Source organism: Amycolatopsis panacis, assembly GCF_003600245.1.
GTDB classification, from domain to species: domain Bacteria; phylum Actinomycetota; class Actinomycetes; order Mycobacteriales; family Pseudonocardiaceae; genus Amycolatopsis; species Amycolatopsis sulphurea.
The window spans coordinates 18,395-34,955 of record NZ_QZFV01000090.1 but is presented as its reverse complement, the minus strand read 5'-3'; the positions used below and the strand labels follow the sequence as shown (position 1 = coordinate 34,955).

The window sequence follows — 16,561 nt, the reverse complement described above, 5'->3', positions numbered from 1 at the left end:
GCCCGGCATGAGCCGGGACGGCGCGTTCGTCCAGATGATGAGACATGCTCGACGTTCGAGTATCAAGGTCCTTAACATCGCCGCACCGGCGCCGTCGCGCCGCTCGTTGCCTGGAAGAGGACTACCGTGCCCAGATCGACCGCGACTTTCCCCCGCTCCCGCCGTTTCGCCGCGGGGCTCGCTTCTCTTGTCCTTTTCGGACTGGCCGGCTGCGGGTCCGGTGAGGAGGCCACGACCGCGGCCCCCGCGGGGGTGACCGATCTCTCCCAGCAGGCTCAGCTCCAGCCGTCGTTCTCGCCCGACGACGCGCTGCGCGCCCTGTTGCCGCAGGCCGTTCGCGACTCCGGCGTGGTGAAGACCGCCACCAGTGTGGGGTTGCCGCCGATCAACTTCCCGGGTGCGACAGCGGCCGAGGTCAAGGGGCTCAACGCGGATCTGACGTCGGCCGTGGCGCAGCTGCTGGGCGTGAAGTTCTCCTCCGAAATCTACCCGAGCACCGCCGCTCAGCTGCTGGCGCTCGACTCCGGCCGGATCGACCTCACCACCTCGACCAACGGTGACACCAAGGCCCGGCAGGCGAAGTACGACTTCATCGACACGACACTCTCGCGGAACGTGCTGATGATCAAGTCCGGCAATCCGGCGAAGATCGCCTCGGCAACCGACGTCTGCGGGAAGAAGTTCGGCGAGGTCAAGGGCTCCACCTCGGTGCTGCCGAAGCTGCAGAAGGTCTGCCAGGGCGCCGGCCGTCCGGCACCTGAGCTGTCGAGCTTCGACGACATCCCGTCGATGCAGCTGGCGCTGATCTCCGGTCGCATCGACACCTATGTGGGCAGTGACTTCAACGTGGTCTGGGACAAGTCGCGGGGCAAGCCGGTCGATTCGGTCGCCCTGCCCGAGGCCGGCACGCTCGTGCTCGGCTGGACCCTGCCCAAGGGGCACGACGGACTGCGCGATGCCGTGCTCGGCGCGCTACAGAAGGTGCGGCAGAACGGCTACTACGCGCAGGTCTTCCAGCGTTGGGGAGTGGCGGGCAACCTGCTCGACCCGGGCGTGAACATCGGTGCCAAGGGAACGGGATTCGGCGGGTGAGCGGTCCACTCGCGGGGTTGCGCGTCATCGACTTCACCCGGCTCATCGCCGGGCCGGCCGCGGCCGACCTGCTCGCCGCGATGGGCGCGGACGTGATCAAGGTGGAGGACCGTGCCGGTGACCCGATGCGCAACGCGCGGTCACGCCGTGTCGAGCGCGGGCTGACCGCGCCGTCCTTCGCGGCCTACAACGTGCACAAGCGCTCGGTCGCCGTGGATCTCAAGGCTCCCGAAGGGCTTGCGGCCGCGCTGAGACTATGCGACACGGCCGACGCCGTGCTGTCCTCGTTCCGGCCCGGGGTGATGGAACGGCTCGGGCTGGGCGCGGACGTGCTGCGCGAGCGCAACCCGGACCTCGTCGTCGCCCGCCTGTCCGCGTTCGGCGAGACCGGGCCGGACACCGGGCGCGGTGGCGTGGACATCGTGCTACAGGCCGAGACCGGGCTGATGTCGATCACCGGCGAGGCCGGGGGCAGCCCGGTCAAGGCCGGGATGCCGGTCATCGACGCGGCCTCGGGTTACGTGCTCGCGCTGGGCGTGGTGAGCGCATTGCTGGGCCGCGCTCGCGCCGGCACGGCGGGCGAGGTGGCGGTCTCGATGTTCGACGTCGGCGTGCACCTGCAGGCCCAGCCGATTGCCGAGTTCCTCGACTCCGGGCGGGAACCCGAGCGGGTGGGCAACCGCGCGCCCTACGCGGCACCCGCGGACGTCTTCCGGGCCGCGGACGGCACGCTGGTGCTCTCGGCGCACCTGCCCCAGCACTGGACCCGCCTGTGCGAACTGCTCGACCGTCCACAATGGATCACCGACCCTCGATTCAGTACTGTCGACGCGCGTGTCGCGAACCGCGAGGCGCTGTCCGCGGCGTTGGAAGAGGTGCTCGCCACCGCGTCGGTCGACGATTGGCTGCGGCTGTTCGACGGCGCGGGCCTGACCGCCGGCCGCATCCGCGGCTACCAGGATGTGGTCTCCGCGCGTGGCGCGGACTTCGTGGCCGGGGCGGAGGATCTCGATGGCACCCCGATCCGGGTCGTGCGGTCGCCGCTGCGATTCCACGGCTGGGACGACGCCGCGCCCCGGCGACGCGTACCCGCTGTCGGGGAGCACACGGACGAACTACTCGCCGCGCCCACGGAGGTGCCATGAGGACTGCTTGCAGGTCCGAATCGTCAGTGCCATGCCTGGCCGACGTGGTGCCACCGTCGCGGCTTGCCGCGCCCGTTGAGGAGGCCGCATGAGGACTGCTTGCAGGTCCGAATCATCAACGCCATGCCTGGCCGACGTGCTGTCACCGTCGCGGCTTGCCGCGTCCGTTGAGGAGGCGGCCGCATGACCACCGTGCTCCGTACCGAAAATCCCGAAGCCGGGGTCGTCGTGCTGGAAATGGCGCGCCCGGAGCGGCTCAACGCGATCTCCCGCGAACTGGCCGCTGCGATGGTGTCCGAACTGGACAAGCTTGCCGTGGACGGCAGCACCCGTGCGGTCGTGCTCGCCGGGGCGGGCGAGCGGGCGTTCGGCGCCGGAATCGACGTGAAGGAGCTGGCCGCGCATGCACCGTCCGAAGGGGACGAGCACCGGGAACTGATGCTGCGCCTTCAACGCACCCTGTGCGACTATCCACTGCCGACAGTCGCGGCCGTGCACGGGATCGCCGCCGGCGCGTCATTGCAGCTCGCCCTGCATTGCGACCTGGTCATCGCCGGGCCGGGTGCCCGGCTGGGCATGCCCGAGCTGTCCGCGGGGCTGCCCGGGCTGTTGGGCGGCTGGTTGCTGCACACCCGCGGCGGCCCGCAGCTGGCCGCGGACCTGTTGCTGGGCGGGCGGTGGCTGTCCGGGGAAGAAGCGGTCGCGGCCGGTCTGGCCGCGCGCCTGGTCCCGGCGGGTGAGGAACGCGCGAGCGCGGTCGCCGTCGCGGCGAACATCGCCGGGTACCAGCCCGCCGCGCTGGCCGCGACGCACGCGTGGCTGCGCAGGCTGCGCACACACGGAGCGGTGTCGTTCGAGCAGGCGATCGAAGCCGCGGGCAGCGTCTTGCGCGAGGCCGGGGCATGAGCGGGCTCGACGTCACCGCGGTCCGCGCCGACATCCCGGCACTGAACCGGTTGCTGTACCTCAACACCGGCACCGTCGGCCCACTGCCTGCCCCGGTCCGCGACGCCATGGTCGGTGCGCTCGACCTCGACGTGGCCAAGGGCCGAGCGTCGGGCCGCCGGTTCGCGCGGGCGGCCGAACGGCTGGACGAGACGCGGCACCTGCTCGCCGGGCTAGTCGGCGCGCAGCCGGAGCAACTGGCCCTGACGAGCGGCACCACCGACGGGATCGAGCGGGTTCTCTCGACCCAGCCGTGGCAGCCGGGTGACCGGGTGCTGACCACCGCACTCGAACACCCCGATGTGCTCACGACGATCCGGCATACGGCGGACCGGCACGCGCTCACCGCCGTCGTAGTGAACGCAGACACGGCCGAAGACCTCACCGCGAACCTCGCTCGCGAACTCGCCGCGGGAGCACGCCTGGTCGTCGTCTCGCACGTCACCTTCGGCGCGGGCCTGGTCCTCCCACTGTCGAAGGTGATCGCGGCGGCGCACGCTCAGGGCGCCCGGGTCCTGGTCGACGGCGCGCAGGCGGTCGGCGCGATCGAGATCGACACGCTCGCGCTCGGGGCGGACTTCTACGCCTTCCCGCTGCAGAAATGGTTGCTGGGGCCGGAAGGTGCGGGCGGGCTCGTCGTGCGCGACGGCGCGCGCGAGATCCACAGCGCGACACCGCCTGCCATCTGGGAAGGCGTCCGAGCGGCACTGCTCTGGCGCAAAGGCCATGGACATCAACGGTTTTCCGAGGCAGTGCGGGAGAATGCCGCGCGGCTGCGCGAACTTCTCGTCGGCCTGCCCGGGGTTGAGGTCGTGACGCCCGGGGACCAAGCCGGGCTCGTCGCCGTCCACGTGTCCGGCACCGATCCCCTCGAAGTGGCGAAAGCGCTTGGCAGACAACGGATCGCCACGCGCGGCATCACCGAGATCGGCGCCGTGCGGCTGTCCGCGGGCCCCTTCCTCACCGGCGGCGAGCTGGAGCAGGTTGCCTGCGCCGTCGGGAACCTGGCCTCGGAGAAGGGGGTACTGACATGGTGAACCCGCCACCGGCCGTCGGCGAACCGCTGTTGCGTGACCGCCTCGGCATCGAGGTGCTGTCCGCGACCCCCGACGGGGTCACCGCACGCATGCCGGTGCACGGCAACCGGCAGCCCGCCGGGCTGCTGGCGGGCGGCGCGTCGTGCATGCTCGCCGAAAGCACGGCTTCGCTGGCCGCGCACCTGCACGCCGCCGAGCTCGGCGGCACCGCACTGGGGGTGGAGCTCAACGCCACCCACCACCGGCCGGTCCGCGACGGGTTCGTCACCGCGGTCACCCGCGCGCTGCGCCGGGGCTGCCGCGTCGCGACCTATGAGGTCACGATCACCGACGACACCGGCGCGCTCGTCTGCACCGCCCGCGTCACCTGCCTGGTCACCGGAGTTTCGTCATGAGCGTGTCCGTCGACCCCGGGGTCGAGCGGGAAAGCCCGCGCGCCGGAACACCGCCGCTGGCCGGGCGGCGCCATCCCGCGCGCTGGGTGGCCGGGGCGGTGGCGCTCGCGGTCGTCGGCGCCGCAGTCGCGTCACTGGCGCAGAACCGGGCGATGAGCTGGCCGGTTGTCGCAAGCTATGTCCTGTCCGGACAGATCTTGAGCGGGCTGTGGCTGACCATCTGGCTCACCGCGGTGGTGACCGCCCTGGGCTTCCTCGGCGGCATCCTCGTCGCCGCCATGCGCCTGTCCGCCAACCCGGTGCTGCAGTGGATCGGCTGGGCCTACGTGTGGTTCTTCCGTTCGGTCCCGGTGCTGGTGCAGCTGCTGTTCTGGTTCAACATCGGCTACCTCTACCCCAGCCTGTCGAGCGCGATCAGCGCGATGACGGCCGCCGTGCTCGGGCTGACCCTGCACGAAGCCGCGCTCGCCGGAGAGATCGTCCGGGGTGGCATCCTCGCCGTCGACCCCGGCCAGCTCGAAGCCGGTACGGCGCTCGGGCTGAGCAAGATCCGGATCTTCCGGCGCGTGGTGCTGCCCCAGGCCATGCGCAGCATCGTGCCCGCCGCCGGCAACCTGCTGATCGGCACCCTCAAGGGCACCTCGATGGTCAGCGTGATCGCGGTCAGCGACCTGCTCTACTCCGCGCAGTTCATCTACAACCGCACCTACGAGATCGTGCCGCTGCTGGCCGTGGCCACCCTCTGGTACCTGATCGTGACGTCTGTGCTGTCGGTCGCCCAGTACTACATCGAGCGGTACTTCGCCCGCGGCGCGCGGCGCGCGCTCCCGCCCACTCCGTGGCAACGCCTGCGCGCGCTGGTGAGGAGGCACCCGTGACCGGACCTCCGATGATCCGCGTGACGGACCTGCACAAAAGTTACGCCGCGCACCGCGTCCTGCGCGGTGTGGACCTCGACATCGCCCGCGGTGAGGTGATCTGCCTGCTCGGCGCGTCCGGCTCGGGCAAAAGCACCCTGCTGCGCTGCGTCAACCACCTCGAAACACCCGACGCCGGGTACGTCGAGGTCGACGGCGAGGTCATCGGCTACCGTGCCCAGTCCGGCCGGCTGCGGGCACTGCCGGACCGGGCGATCCGCCGCCAGCGCGCCGATATCGGCATGGTGTTCCAGCAGTTCAACCTGTTCCCCAACCTCACCGCGCTGGAGAACGTGACCGAAGCGCCGATCGCGGTCCGCGGCCTCTCGCGCTCCGAAGCGGCGGACCGGGCGCGGACCCTGCTCGCCGAAGTCGGCCTCGCCGGCCGCGAAGACAGCTATCCCCGCCAGCTGTCCGGCGGGCAGCAGCAACGCGTCGCGATCGCCCGTGCGCTCGCGATGCGCCCGAAGGTCATGCTCTTCGACGAGCCGACCAGCGCGCTCGACCCCGAACTCATCACCGAGGTACTGGCCACCATGCAGCGCCTCGCCGAGCAGGGCATGACGATGCTCGTCGTCACCCACGAGATCGGCTTCGCCCGCGACGTCGCCGACCGGATCGCCTTCGTCGACGACGGCCGCATCCTCGAACTCGGCCCGCCCGATGCGGTGCTCGGCGCCCCGCGACACGACCGCACCCGAGCGTTTCTGGGCCGCCTCACCGGAAACCCCGTCCCGGAAGGACTCTCATGAGGACTGCTTGCAGGTCCGAATCATCAACGCCATGCCTGGCCGACGTGGTGACAGAGTCGCGGCTTGCCGCGTCCGTTGAGGAGGCCGCATGAGGACTGCTTGCAGGTCCGAATCATCAACGCCATGCCTGGCCGACGTGGTGACAGAGTCGCGGCTTGCCGCGTCCGTTGAGGAGGCCGCATGAGGACTGCTTGCAGGTCCGAATCATCAACGCCATGCCTGGCCGACGTGGTGTCACAGTCGCGGCTTGCCGCGTCCGTTGAGGAGGCCGCATGACCGAAGAGCAGCTCTGGTACACCCGCTGCCCCGTGCCCACCGCCTCCGGCATCGCCATCGACACCGGGCGCCTGACCGCGGCCGGGCTGAACGTCGCACCACTGCAGTCCTCCGATGCCGGTGAGGCACATTTCGACCACCAGCTCCCTGCTCTCTTCCGCGAGGGCGGCAACGTGCCGGCACTGTGGGCCCGCTCCCGCGGCGAGCGGACCCGGCTGATCGGACTCACCTGGGTCCCCGAACTGCAGGCCGTCGTGACGCGCCGGGACAGCGGGATCACCAAGCCTCGCGACCTGCCTGGGGCGCGGTTCATCCTGCCCACGCACGGCGGTGAGCGCGTGGATTTCTTCCGCGCCATGGCCTTGCGCGGGTTCGACTCGGCACTGCGGTCCCTCGGCCTCAGCCTGGACGACGTGCGGCTCATCGACGCCCCCGCCCCGCTGCCGCAGACCACCGACGTTGGCGCCGACGGTTTCTACGGCGCGACCGTCGCCGCTCTCCGGAGGGGACTCGGCGACGTCGCCTATGTCAAGGGCGCACCCGGCGCGGACGTGCTCGCCCAGGAAAACCTGCGCGTCGTGCTCGACCTGACCACACTCGACGATCCTCGGTGGCAGATCAACAACGGCACCCCGCGCACCCTGACCGTCAGCGAAGAACTGCTGGCCCACCGGCCGGACGCCGTCGCCCGCTACGTCGCCGCCCTGCGCGACGCGGCTCGATGGGCCGGCACGAACCCGGCGGAGACCACGCGCATCGTCGCCGCCGAAACCGGTTCGTCGGCCACGGGCGTCACCCGCGCCTACGGGCACACGCTCGCCCACCGCCTCGAACCCGAGCTCCGTCCAGAATGGATAGATCATCTCGAAGACCAGAAACAGTTCCTGCTCCGCCACGGCGTGCTGCCCGAGGACTTCTCGATCTCCGACTGGATCGACCCCGCCCCGCTCGCCGCGTCCAGCTCCCTTCTCGGCACCCCGGAGGTCCACTCATGACCATCAGCATCGGCACCCACCCCAACAACCTCGCCACCTGGATTCTCAGCCACGTCGAAGAACTCCAGAAACCCTTGCTCCAGGTGGCCGGGGACGTGACGTTCACCCGCTACGACGACGGCCGCCGCACGGTCGGCCTGCTCACCGGTGGCACCATCGACGTCGGCGCCACCGGGTCCACCCCGCCGATCGTCGCGCAGGCCCAGGATCTCGACGTCGTGTACCTCGCCGCGTCCGAACCCCACCCGGACCCCGGCGGCATCGTCGTCCCGGCGGACTCGCCGATCCGTGACCTGGCCGGGTTACGCGGGCGCAGCATCGCCTTCACCGTCGGCTCCTGGCAGACCCACGCCCTCGCCGTCGCCGTCGACCGCGCCGGCCTGGCGTGGCAGGACGTCACCGTCACCGACGTTGCCGCCACCGCACAGGGACAGGACTTCCTCGACGCCGGCACCGACAGCTGGCTCGTCGTCGACCCCGCATACAGCCAGCTGCGCGCACTCACCGATATCCGTGTCCTCGCCCCCACCGAAGAACTGGTACGCAACCGCTCGGTGTTCTTCGGCCGCGGCGACTGGGTACGCGACCACCCCAGCGAGGCACAGGCGTTCGTCGACGCCGTCTCAGCCACCGAACGCTGGGCAGCCGGCCACCTCGAGGAGGTCGCGGCCCTGCTGGCGCGCAGCAGCCGCGGGGGCACACCGGAAACCTGGCTTCCCGCGCTGACGAAACGGCACTGGGGCGTGCACGCCGTGGACGAGGAGTTCCTCGCCGAACAGCAGTACGGCGCCGATCTCTTCCACCGCTTCGGAGTCATCCCCCGCGCGATCACGGTGGTCGCCGCGGCGCCCGCACGGTGACGGTAACCTGCCCTGGTGCCTCAGGCCAAACTCACCGAAGCAGAGAACGAAACCCCGCCACAGCTCCGGCTCCTCTATGCGATCGGGCGACTCGACCGGGGCATCACGCGGGAACTGCAGCAGGGCCTCAAACCGCTCGGGCTCTCCCCGCACCAGTACGCCACCCTGACCGTGCTGCGCAGCCGCAGCGGGCTCAGCAACGCCCAGCTCGCCCGCCGCGCCTACGTCACCCCGCAGGCGATGAACCAGGTCATCTCCTCCCTCATCGCCGAAGGGCTGATCACCCGCAAACCCTCAGGCACCAACCAGCGAATCCTCGAAACCCGGCTCACCCCCAAAGGCCGCCGCCTCACGGCCCGCTGCGACCGGGTCGCCGAGGAGATCGAGGACCGCATGCTCGACGGCGTGCCACCGCCGCAGCGAGCGGAGCTGCTCGACGCCATCCGCGCCTGCGTCCGCCGCATCAATGCCGGCTTTCCCGGCGGCTGAAGCCGTCAGGTCCGCCAGGCCGGACCCGGATGTCCCGCCGCGGCACCGGGGGCTTCGCAGTGCTGCTTGCCCGTCGCCGTCGGCGTGCAGGTGCAGGACCTGGTGGCCGGACCGCTCGGCGGATCGGCGAGATTCGCGCGGCGATATGCGATATGGCTGAGCACCACCGGCGGCGAAGACGACAGGAACCTCACGATGACCATCGTCCGCCCACGGACGACCAGTGGCGGGCTCACACCATGCGGTCAGCGCAGCTCGAACCCCTGTCGCCGGAAGGCGTCGCGCAGCTTGTCGCGGCCCCGTAGGCCGGCGACGCTGCCGAAGCGGTTCGCGACCCGGCGCGTCCAGCTGGGCGGGAGACCAGCGCCGGTGTAGAAGTCCGCAATGAGCCTCTCGTAGCGCAGCACCTCCTCGGACACCTCGTCCGGCTCGTATCGCTCGTGATGCAGCACGGCCCGCTGCGCCAGCCGTGGTTTGACCTCGGTGGGGCGGGCCGGATCGGGATGGCCGACGAGAAGGCCGAACACCGGAAACACATGCCGCGGCAACGCGAGCTCCGCGGCGACCGCGAGCGGGTCGTTGCGTAACGCGCCGATGAACACCGTGCCCAAGCCCAGTGATTCCGCGGCCAACGCGGCATTCTGGGCCGCGAGCGCTGCGTCGACCACCGCGACGAGCGCGCTCTCCAGGTAGTCGGCGCCCTCGGTCGCCGCCGCCAGGTCCTCGGTGACGCGCCGGGCCCTGTACAGGTCGGCGAGCCACACCAGCAGCAGTGGCGCCTCGACCATATGCTGCTGCCCGCCAGCGATCTCCGCCAGCCGTGCCCGCCGGTCGGGGTCGCGGACGGCGACCACGCTCCATAGTTGCAGGTTGCCCGATGTCGACGCGGACTGTGCTGCGGCGACCAGCGTCGTGATCGTGGTCTCCGGCACGGGGTCGGGCAAGTAGGCACGCACGGAACGGTGAGCCAGTTGAGTGGACAGCACGTCGCTCCACCGGCTCAGCGCGCCCACGGGCGCCCCGTTCCCGTAGCGGCCACGATAGAGGTCGTCGTCCTGCGGCGTCATCGGGCTCCACTTCGGATAGAGATGCGGCGTGAACTTTCCGGTAACGACCTACGGTATCCGGGATATTCCGTGTTCCACACCGTGGAACTCGCTGCCACCGCCCGGCCCGCGGCCGTACTGTGGCGCCGAACCACGTTGGTCCATACCAGCTTTCCTGTTCTCAGAGGGTTGTGTCCACCTAGGACACTCCCCGCCCGAACTCCGGAGAAACCACGCCGGGGCAAGGGATTCTTCGCCGGCATCCAGCGAGTTCGGCCAAGGCGCCGAAACGCTCCCTGTCCCCCCGTGGCGAAAGCGGAGCTGCTCCGGCTCGGGCACCCCGGAACCGAGGCCGGCCAGTCCTCGCGCCGGCGCCCGAAAGAATCCATTCACCGTCACCCCCGCCCGAAGTCCGGCGTCGGCGACGCCGCTTGGAAGTGGCCGCGCAGGGTGTCTGTTTCGTACTCGTTCCGGTACAGCCCGCGCTTGCGGAGTATGGGTACCAGCTCGTCGGCGATCACCTCGAGTCCGTCGACGAGTACGTCGGGCTGGAGGTTGAACCCGTCGATGGCGCCAGAGTGGAACCAGTCCTCGATGTGGTCGGCCAGCTGCTCCGGTGTTCCCACGAACCCGGCGTGGCCCGAGCCGATGTAGCGGGTCTGCTTCAAATACTCCCGCACTGTGGGGTTGGTTCGGCGGATCTGTGCGACGATCGACTCGCGGAAGCCCATGCTGCCCTGGAACGTCTGCGGATCGGCCGGTGCGGCGAGTACGTCCTCGGGGAACGGCTCGTCGAGTTCGAGCTTCGAGGCGTCGTAGCCGATCGACTGCGACAGCCATTGCACCGAATACGACGCCGGTCCCGCGTCGTGCAGTTCGTCGCTGCGCCGCCGGGCCTCCTCCTCCGTGCTGCCCAGGCTCAGCAGCAGGCCAGGCAGGATCTTGACATCGTCGGGTGAGCGGCCGTTGTCGCGTGCAAGGCGCTTCACGAGCCGGTAGTGCTCGATCGCCTTGGCCTTGGTGAGTTCCGCCGCGAACACGCCGTCGGCCACCCGGCCGGCCAGCGCCCGCCCTTTGGGCGAGCCACCGGCCTGCAGGAGCACCGGGCGCTCCTGCCGGGACGGCGGCACCCGTAGCCGGCCCTCGATGTCAAAGAACTCGCCATGGTGGCTGATGTCGTGGCCGATGGCTGCTGAGCGCCACAACGCCAGCGCCACGTCGACGAACTCCGAGGCGCGGTCGTACCGATCGTCGCGCAGCGGCACGTCCGGCAGGCCGAAGTTACGCGCGGCCGGGACGCCGCGCGTGGTCACGATGTTCCACCCCGCGCGACCACCGGAAAGGTAGTCCCAGGCCAACAGCCGTTCGGCGAGCTCGAACGGGTCGTTGAAGGTGGTGGAAGCCGTTGCCACGAGCCCGATCCGTTCGGTGACGGCGGCGACGTAGCCCCAATTCACAGTGGGTTCCAGGCGGATCGGGTTCGCGTCGTACGCCGGGTCGCCCAGCAGCGGCCCGTCGGCGAGGAAGATCGCGTCGAGCGTGCCCCGCTCCGCGGTGCGGCCGATGTTCGCCCAGTATTCAGGGTCCACGAAGGAGTCCTTCTTCAGCAGCGGCGACTGCCAGGCGGCCGGAAGGTATCCCAGGACAAGAACATTGACGCCCAGAATCACGTGTCCCGTGCGACGGTCGGTCATGGCGTGCTCCTCGGTCTCTCACAGGGACGGGTTCGGTTGCGGCGCTGGAAAGGCGGCGCGCCCGTCCGCCCTGCGCGGCGGAGCCGCCAGGCCTAGCGCCGCACGGAGCGATCCACCGGGGGCGACGGCACTGAAGCCCTCCGCCAGCAGCCGCTCGGCGCCGGTCAGCAGCTCGTCAACCGTGTGATCGAGCGTTGGCTGCAGCAGCACTCCCGTGGTGTCCGTGGGCGGCCGCTCGCCGAGCGTGGTGACGACCACCGCGCCGGTCCCGATGACCAGGTCCACCGGTGGCGAGCCGACGGCGGCGCCCGGGCCGTACCACGCGATGACCGACGCGCCGGTGGCCGGTTCGGGGATGTTGAGCGGGCCCGCGATCGGAAAGGCTCCGTTCAAGTCGACATGGGCGATCTGGTTCGACCGCACCAGGATCCCGGTCTCGCGGTCGCCGACGATCGAGTCGTAGGGCCAGCTCTGTTCCAGCGCCCGGACCGCGCGGGCCGCGTCATACGCCCTTGCCGCGGTGGCTTCGGCGGGCGCGGCGTAACCGTCCCGGATGCCCATCAGCAGGCCACTGCGGCCTCGCGACAGGTGCCCGAGGGAGGCCACGCGCCGGGCGAGGTTGTAGGGGTGATCGCGCTGCGGGGTCGCGGCGATCAGAAAGCGTCCCCGCGTGGTGCGCGCGGCCAGTAGGGCGCCGGCGGCACTGCTGTCGAGGGTCACCGGATTCGGTGCGCCGCCGTCGACACGGTCGATCCCGAGGACCGTGAAGGCGATGGGTAGCGCGTCCCAGCGGCCGAGAAGCTCGCCGCTGCCCACCAGTTCGCCGAGATGTGGTCCGGTGAGCGCGAGCGCGAGATAGGCCATCTGTCTCCCTTTCCTGGTCACCAATGCACTGCTCCGGGTCGCCAGCCGATCGCCGGCCCGATTTCCGTCGCCAGGCTGTGCACGCGTGCCCTCGCACTCGCGGCGTCGAACTCGTCTCGGTAGGAGAAGTTGGCGACGAAGTCCGTCGCGCCCGCAGTGATCGCGGGATCGGTCGCGACACGCTCGGCGATGTCGTCCGGTGAGCCGTAGAACGGCACCAGGTCAAGGTATTCCCGCACACTCAGCCCGCGCAGCTTCAGGTTGCCACCGGTCGCCGCTCGCTCGGCCAGCGCGGGCAACCGGGGCCCCAGCACGGGTTCCACCTGTCTGAGCACCGTCTCCTTGTCGCGTCCCGAGTAGACGAACCGGAAGACGGCGACGCGCGGCGTTGCACCGGGATGGCTTCGTTCCAACGCTTCGAGATACGCCTCCACCTTCGGCGCCTGCCCGGTGTCCGCCGGGTCGAAGAAAGCCCCTTGCTGCAGGCCGTCACTCGCGGCCCCTGCCGCGGTCGCGGACGCGATACTGGTGGCCGCCTGCCACAGCTGCCGCCGCACGCGGGATCCCGGTGGATACAGGTGAGGGCCGTCCGCTCCGTCCACCAAGGACTTTCCGTCGAGCGCGGCGTGCAGCTTGGCCACCTTCTGCGCGAACAGCGCATGTCGTTGCTCGGAGCGCAGTCCGAAAGCGGCAAAGCCGTCGAGATTGGCGCCGCCGGTGCCGAGTCCGAGGTGGACTCGGCCACCCGTCAGGGCGTCGACGACCGCGGCGTCCTCGGCCAGCCGCAGCGGATCCTCGAAAGGGACCGTCGTGATGCCGGTGCCGAGCGTGATGCGGGACGTACGGTTGGCCGCGGCGACGAGAAACGGCAGTGGCGAGGCGAACGGGCCGTCGGTGTTGTCGAAATGGTGCTGGCCCACCCACACACTGTCGATCCCGAGTTCATCGGCGTAGGCGATGGTCTCGAGCACCTCCTCGTAGACCCGGGCCACGTCCTCGATGTCTCGGGAGGAGGTGCGGAAGTTCAGCGCGAACCCGATCCGCAGTGACTGCGCCGGCATGGTGGTCAGTCGCCCTGGCCGCCGCGACCGAACCTGGTCAGGTCGGGCACCGGATCCTTGCCGTTGACCAGCCAGTCACCCAGGATGCGCGCCTTGTAGACGCGCGGATTGTGCGACGCCAGCGTGCGCGCGTTACGCCAATGCCGGTCCAGCGACAGGTTCTCGGACACTCCGGAGGCGCCGAGGGCGTCGAAGACGGTGGTGGTCGCCTGCAGTGCGGCCTCGATGATCGCCAGCTGTGCTTGCGCCGTCGCGACTTCCGCTTCCAGCACACGCTGTTTCCGGGCCACCTCGTCGCCGGCGGCGTGCGCCGCGGCGATCAGATCCAGCGTGCGCGACGAGGCGCGGAGCGCGGCGTCCGCGGCGAACGCGTGGACCGAGACCTGGCCGATCACCTGCAACAGCTGAGCATCCGCGGCCGGCTCCGGGTCGAGCGCATGCGGGTAGTTGCGGCCCCGGGCCTTGAGCGCGCTGATCCCGTCCCGCCGCACCGCCCGTGTGATGCCGGCCAGCACCGAGAGCATCGCCGTCTGGTAGAAGTGCCCCTGGTACACGAACCGTTCCGCTGCCGGGAAGACATCCCCGTCCTCCGCGGGAACGTCGGTGTAGCCGGCACTCCCGCTCGCGGTGGTGCGCTGCCCGAACCCGGTCCAGTCGTCGACGAGCCGTACGCCCGGATGGTTGCGGCGCACGAGGGCCGTCAGCACGGCGTCCCCGTCGCCCTTGCCGAGCACGTCGAGCCAGTCGGCGTAGAGGCTGCCGGTGGCGTAGAACTTCGCCCCGTTGACCAGCCAGCGGCCATCGACTTTCCGCACGGTGGTCTTCAGGCTCGCGAAGGTCCCGTTGTTGGCTTCGGTCCACCCTCCCCCGACGAACTCGCCGTCGAGGAATCGCTGGATCCAGCGGTTGTTGGATTCCGACGGTTTCGCGTTGAGGCGGTCTTCGACGAAAGCGAGATGGTTACGCCAGATATGCGCGACGTTCGCGTCCGCCTCGGCGAGATCGGCCAGCAGCACGAAAGTCTGCTCCAGTGAGGCGCCGAAACCACCGAACTCGACCGGGACGCGCACGCGCCCGAGGCCGGCGTCCTTGAGCCACCGCACCTGCTCGTGCGGGAGGACGCGGTTCCGCTCGCGCGTGACGCTTCCCTCGGCGACGCGGTCGAAGACCGGTTGGAACCGTGCGGAGAGTTCGGCATCGGTCGCGGTCGCGGGGCGCAGGTAGGTTGGTGCGGTGTGTACGTTGGTCGCGGTCATAGTGCCTTCCCGTCCCAGTCGGCTGCCGTGGCCGGCAGTGTCTGATCGAAGTCCCGGCCGCCGACCGGCAGCACGGCGTCGAGCAGCGCCCGGGTGGCCGGGTGCCGCTCGGGCGCGAACAGCTCGCCGGCCGGGAAGGTCTCCACGAGCGAACCGTGGCGCAGCACGCCGATCCGGTCGCAGACGAACTCGATGATCGCCAGGTTGTGCCCGATGAACACGTAGGTCAGATCGAGCTCGTCTTTCAGATCCAGCAGCAGGTTGAGGATGGTCGCCTGCGTGGAGACGTCGAGCGCCGAGGTCGGCTCGTCGAGGATCAGCAGATCCGGCTCCAGCGCGATGGCCCGCGCGATCCCGACCCGCTGACGCTGACCGCCGGAGAACTCGCGGGGATAACGGTCCGCGTAGCCGGAGTTGAGCCCCACCAGGTCGAGCGCCCGGTTCGTCAGTTCGGCGGCTTCCTTGCGGTTGGCCGCTTTCCCGAGCCGCACCAGCGGGCGGGCGATCTGCTCCCCCGCGGTGATGCGGGGGTTCAGCGCGGTGGCGGCGTCCTGGAAGACGTACTGGAACCGCCTCCGCAGTTCCCGCCTGCCCCGCTTTCCTGCCTCCGCGACGTCGGTGCCGTTGAAGGTCACTGTGCCCGCCGTCAAGGGAAGCAGGGCCCCGGAGAGCCGGGCGAGGGTCGACTTCCCCGACCCGGATTCCCCGATGAGACCGAAGATCTCGCCGCGCCGCACGGTGAGCGACACGTCGTCGACCGCCCGCACAGTGGACTTGTGCCGACCTGTGCCGAGACCGCCGAGCACGAATTCCTTGGTCACGTGCCGCAGTTCCAGGAGCGGGCCGTCCCCGGCCAGCCGCGAGGACTCGGCACGCGGGCTGAGGTGAACGCGCCGGGTGACGGGCGTACCGCCGAGCAGACGGCGTTCGCCCTGCCGGTGGCGCCGGCCGATCTCCGGCACCGAGTCGATGAGCGCGCGGGTGTAGGGATGCTCCGGCACGGTCAGCACCCGCGGCGTGCTACCCACCTCGACGATGGTGCCTTCGCGCATGACCGCGACGCGGGAACTGGTGTGCGAGACCACGCCGAAGTCGTGCGTGATGAGCAGGACCGCCGTCTTCGTCTCGTCGGCGAGCGTCAGCAGCAGTTCCAGGATCTGCTTCTGCACGGTAGCGTCGAGTGCGGTGGTCGGCTCGTCGGCGATCAGCAGTTGCGGGCCGGACAGGCTCGCCAGGGCGATCATGACGCGCTGACGCATGCCGCCGGACAGCTCGTGCGGATACGACCGCAGCACCCGATCGGGCTCGCGGATGCCCACACGGTCCAGCCAGGTGTGCGCCACCTCGCGAGCCTCGTCGCGGGAGAGCCCGAGGTGCAGCCGGGCGGTATCGCCGAGTTGGCTGCCGATCGTGAACGACGGATCCAGCGAGGTCACCGGGTTCTGGAAGATCATCCCGATCCCGGACCCGCGGAAGACGTTGAGCTGCCGATCCCCCAGCCCGACCAGCTCGGTGTCGCCGAACCGAATACTGCCGCTCGCGATGCGCGCGTTGCGCGGCAGCAGGCCGAGCACGGCCGCCGCGGTGACGCTCTTGCCGGAACCGGATTCACCGACAAGCGCCAGCACCTCCCCGGTCCGCACCTCGAGATCGACGCCACGCACAGCGTGCACGACCGCGCCGGGCAGGGCGAAGTCGACGCTGAGGTCGCGAACGGTAAGTACGGCTGTCATCGGA

The 16,561-nt window shown here is 70.2% G+C and carries 16 protein-coding genes; 10 read left to right on the top strand and 6 right to left on the bottom strand.

Features of this window, described 5'->3' with window-relative positions; genetic code table 11:
• Positions 1 to 126: 126 nt before the first annotated feature.
• From D5S19_RS18515 to D5S19_RS18470, 10 genes are all read left to right on the top strand, one after another.
• Positions 127 to 1,092: a transporter substrate-binding domain-containing protein gene (locus D5S19_RS18515; protein WP_120024599.1), complete on the top strand. Its 966-nt coding sequence runs from the start codon at positions 127 to 129 to the stop codon at positions 1,090 to 1,092.
• Complete coding sequence (locus tag D5S19_RS18510; RefSeq protein ID WP_158605565.1) at positions 1,089 to 2,237, top strand: CaiB/BaiF CoA transferase family protein; 1,149 nt, start codon at positions 1,089 to 1,091, stop codon at positions 2,235 to 2,237. Before D5S19_RS18515 ends, D5S19_RS18510 begins: the two co-directional genes overlap by 4 nt.
• 183 nt (positions 2,238 to 2,420) lie before the next feature.
• Positions 2,421 to 3,143 (top strand): enoyl-CoA hydratase/isomerase family protein, encoded by a 723-nt coding sequence (locus D5S19_RS18505; RefSeq protein WP_120024597.1) that lies wholly within the window; start codon positions 2,421 to 2,423, stop codon positions 3,141 to 3,143.
• Complete coding sequence (locus tag D5S19_RS18500; protein ID WP_120024596.1) at positions 3,140 to 4,219, top strand: aminotransferase class V-fold PLP-dependent enzyme; 1,080 nt, start codon at positions 3,140 to 3,142, stop codon at positions 4,217 to 4,219. Before D5S19_RS18505 ends, D5S19_RS18500 begins: the two co-directional genes overlap by 4 nt.
• A complete protein-coding gene (locus tag D5S19_RS18495; protein WP_120024595.1) occupies positions 4,213 to 4,614 on the top strand; it encodes a PaaI family thioesterase in 402 nt (133 codons plus the stop codon). The genes D5S19_RS18500 and D5S19_RS18495 overlap by 7 nt, the downstream gene beginning before the upstream one ends.
• Positions 4,611 to 5,492: an amino acid ABC transporter permease gene (locus tag D5S19_RS18490; RefSeq protein WP_120024594.1), complete on the top strand. Its 882-nt coding sequence runs from the start codon at positions 4,611 to 4,613 to the stop codon at positions 5,490 to 5,492. The genes D5S19_RS18495 and D5S19_RS18490 overlap by 4 nt, the downstream gene beginning before the upstream one ends.
• 11 nt (positions 5,493 to 5,503) lie before the next feature.
• Positions 5,504 to 6,283 (top strand): amino acid ABC transporter ATP-binding protein, encoded by a 780-nt coding sequence (locus D5S19_RS18485; protein ID WP_120024621.1) that lies wholly within the window; start codon positions 5,504 to 5,506, stop codon positions 6,281 to 6,283.
• A gap of 272 nt (positions 6,284 to 6,555) precedes the next feature.
• Entirely contained in the window at positions 6,556 to 7,554 is a 999-nt protein-coding gene (locus D5S19_RS18480) for an ABC transporter substrate-binding protein (RefSeq protein ID WP_120024593.1), read from the top strand.
• Positions 7,551 to 8,414 carry an ABC transporter substrate-binding protein gene (locus tag D5S19_RS18475; RefSeq protein WP_158605564.1) on the top strand — a complete coding sequence of 288 codons (864 nt, stop codon included), beginning with the start codon at positions 7,551 to 7,553 and terminating at the stop codon, positions 8,412 to 8,414. The genes D5S19_RS18480 and D5S19_RS18475 overlap by 4 nt, the downstream gene beginning before the upstream one ends.
• A 15-nt stretch (positions 8,415 to 8,429) precedes the next feature.
• Positions 8,430 to 8,903: a MarR family winged helix-turn-helix transcriptional regulator gene (locus tag D5S19_RS18470; protein ID WP_158605563.1), complete on the top strand. Its 474-nt coding sequence runs from the start codon at positions 8,430 to 8,432 to the stop codon at positions 8,901 to 8,903.
• Between the two features lie 245 nt (positions 8,904 to 9,148).
• Here D5S19_RS18470 and D5S19_RS18465 read toward each other — a convergent pair whose 3' ends face one another.
• From D5S19_RS18465 to D5S19_RS18440, 6 genes are all read right to left on the bottom strand, one after another.
• The gene (locus D5S19_RS18465) at positions 9,149 to 9,970 is read right to left on the bottom strand and encodes an NADPH-dependent oxidoreductase (protein ID WP_120024590.1); all 822 of its coding nucleotides are present in this window, start codon (positions 9,968 to 9,970) and stop codon (positions 9,149 to 9,151) included.
• A gap of 374 nt (positions 9,971 to 10,344) precedes the next feature.
• Positions 10,345 to 11,643 (bottom strand): NtaA/DmoA family FMN-dependent monooxygenase, encoded by a 1,299-nt coding sequence (locus D5S19_RS18460; protein WP_120024589.1) that lies wholly within the window; start codon positions 11,641 to 11,643, stop codon positions 10,345 to 10,347.
• Positions 11,644 to 11,661: 18 nt separating this feature from the next.
• The gene (locus tag D5S19_RS18455; RefSeq protein WP_120024588.1) at positions 11,662 to 12,507 is read right to left on the bottom strand and encodes an LLM class flavin-dependent oxidoreductase; all 846 of its coding nucleotides are present in this window, start codon (positions 12,505 to 12,507) and stop codon (positions 11,662 to 11,664) included.
• A gap of 17 nt (positions 12,508 to 12,524) precedes the next feature.
• Positions 12,525 to 13,568 (bottom strand): LLM class flavin-dependent oxidoreductase, encoded by a 1,044-nt coding sequence (locus D5S19_RS18450; RefSeq protein WP_120024587.1) that lies wholly within the window; start codon positions 13,566 to 13,568, stop codon positions 12,525 to 12,527.
• Between the two features lie 5 nt (positions 13,569 to 13,573).
• A complete protein-coding gene (locus D5S19_RS18445) occupies positions 13,574 to 14,824 on the bottom strand; it encodes an acyl-CoA dehydrogenase family protein (protein WP_120024586.1) in 1,251 nt (416 codons plus the stop codon).
• Complete coding sequence (locus tag D5S19_RS18440; protein ID WP_120024585.1) at positions 14,821 to 16,557, bottom strand: dipeptide ABC transporter ATP-binding protein; 1,737 nt, start codon at positions 16,555 to 16,557, stop codon at positions 14,821 to 14,823. The genes D5S19_RS18445 and D5S19_RS18440 overlap by 4 nt, the downstream gene beginning before the upstream one ends.
• Between the last annotated feature and the right edge of the window lie 4 nt (positions 16,558 to 16,561).